This window comes from Streptomyces sp. NPDC001508, from assembly GCF_040298665.1.
GTDB lineage: Bacteria > Actinomycetota > Actinomycetes > Streptomycetales > Streptomycetaceae > Streptomyces.
In genome coordinates this window covers 1-1,940 of the sequence record NZ_JBEPAP010000151.1, presented here as the reverse complement: position 1 = coordinate 1,940, position 1,940 = coordinate 1, and the positions used below count along the sequence as shown (strand labels likewise).

Here is a 1,940-nt window from a genome sequence, read left to right as displayed (position 1 = left end):
AAAACCCGCACCCACTACGACGAAGCAACCGCCTGGTCACACCACGCCCACACCCCAGCCGCTTGACACCAAACGACATGGGGTGTCTGACCCGCTTATCCTCCCTTCGCCCGCCGCACAGCCAGGAGCGTCCAGTTCATGCCTGTCGACCGTCTGCTGCCCACACAGGAGGCCGAGGACCTGCTCACCCTCGTCCGCGACATCGCCGACAAGGAACTCACTCCCCGTGTCGAGGAACACGAACGCAACGAGTCCTACCCGCAGGGACTGTTCAAGCTGCTGGGCGATGTCGGACTTCTTGGTCTGCCCTATCCCGAGGACTTCGGCGGCGCCAACCAGCCCTACGAAGTTTATCTTCAAGTCCTCGAGGAACTGGCGGCACGCTGGGCCGCCGTCGCCGTAGCTGTCAGTGTCCACACCTTGGCCGCCTTCCCCCTGCTCAACTTCGGCACCAGCGATCAATGCCAGCGCTGGGCGGAGGATGTGCTCAGCGGCCAGCTCATCGGCGGTTACAGCCTGTCCGAGCCTCACGCAGGCTCCGACACCGCAGCCCTGACCTGTCGCGCCGAGAGGGAACAGGACGGCTACCGCATCAGTGGCGCCAAAGCCTGGATCACCCACGGCGGCAAAGCTGACTTCTACGCCCTCTTCGCCCGCACCGGCCCCGGCAGCGACGGCATCTCATGCTTCTTTGCTCCCGGACAAGCCGACGGCCTCACCTTCGGCCGGCCCGAGGAGAAGATGGGACTGCACGCCATCCCCACCACAACAGCCTTCTGGGACAGCACGCACCTTGCTCCCCACCGCCTTGTCGGCCGTGAAGGACAAGGGCTTCAGATCGCTTTCAGCGCCCTGGACTCCGGCAGACTCGGCATCGCCGCCTGCGCCACCGGACTCGCCCAGGCCGCCCTGGGGGCTGCGGTCGCCTACGCCCAAGAACGCACCGCCTTCGGCCGCAGAATCATCGACCACCAAGGACTCGGCTTCCTCCTGGCCGACATGGCTGCCGCCGTCGACTCCGCACGCGCCACCTACCTGGACGCCGCCCGCCGCCGCGACCAGGGACGCCCTTACAGTCGCCAGGCCAGCGTCGCCAAGCTCATCGCTACCGACGCTGCGATGAAAGTCACGACGGACGCGGTACAGGTCTTCGGGGGATACGGATACACCCGTGACTACCCGGTCGAGCGATACATGCGTGAGGCCAAAATCATGCAGATCTTCGAAGGCACCAACCAGATCCAGCGACTGGTCATCAGCCGGCAACTGGCCCGCTGACGCCCCACCCGGGAGAACCCATGCAGATCCACGGTAGCGCCGCCCTGGTGACCGGCGCCGCCTCCGGCCTGGGCGCTGCCACAGCCGCCCTACTCGCCCGCCTGGGCGCCCACGTCTACGGACTGGACCTCGAAGCCGCCCTCGAGAACACTGCGACACCAGCACCCGACGTGACCCTGCTGCCAGCCGACGTCACCCAGGACGAGCCGGTCCGAACGGCTCTAGAACGCATCCGCGTCAAAGGAGCCCCGTTGCGCCTGGCAGTCAACTGCGCCGGCATCGCTCCTTCCGCCCGCATCATCGGACGCCGCGGCCCCCACAGTCTCGAGCTCTTCCGGAAGGTCATCGACGTCAATCTTCTCGGCACCTTCAACGTCCTACGCCTGGCGGCAGCGGCCATCGTCGAAGCCGAACCGGACGAAAACGGCCAGCGCGGCCTGATCATCAACACCGCCTCCATCGCAGCCTTCGAAGGACAAGTGGGACAGGCCGCCTACACCGCCTCCAAAGCCGGCATCGCCGGCCTCACCCTGACCGCTGCCCGCGACCTGGCCGATCACGGCGTACCGGAAGCTGTCAAGTCAAATGAGACAGTTTGATGCTATGAGTTCTGTTTCTGGGGTTCTGCCTCGGATCGCGGCTCGTTGATCCACGCGACTGTC

Annotated in this window: 2 protein-coding genes; both read left to right on the top strand. The window is 65.9% G+C overall.

Annotation, left to right across the window (positions count from 1 at the left end; translation table 11 throughout):
* The first annotated feature begins 138 nt into the window (after window positions 1-138).
* Window positions 139-1,278, top strand: a complete 1,140-nt coding sequence (locus tag ABT245_RS45770; RefSeq protein ID WP_351747073.1) for an acyl-CoA dehydrogenase family protein — start codon at window positions 139-141, stop codon at window positions 1,276-1,278.
* Window positions 1,279-1,298: 20 nt separating this feature from the next.
* Window positions 1,299-1,877 (top strand): SDR family NAD(P)-dependent oxidoreductase, encoded by a 579-nt coding sequence (locus ABT245_RS45765; protein WP_351747071.1) that lies wholly within the window; start codon window positions 1,299-1,301, stop codon window positions 1,875-1,877.
* Window positions 1,878-1,940: the final 63 nt, after the last annotated feature.

What these genes read in the sequence shown, in the direction of transcription:
- ABT245_RS45770 (WP_351747073.1), top strand. Translation starts at nt 139, where the DNA reads ATGCCTGTCGACCGTCTGCTGCCCACACAGGAGGCCGAGGACCTGCTC.
- ABT245_RS45765 (WP_351747071.1), top strand. Translation starts at nt 1,299, where the DNA reads ATGCAGATCCACGGTAGCGCCGCCCTGGTGACCGGCGCCGCCTCCGGC.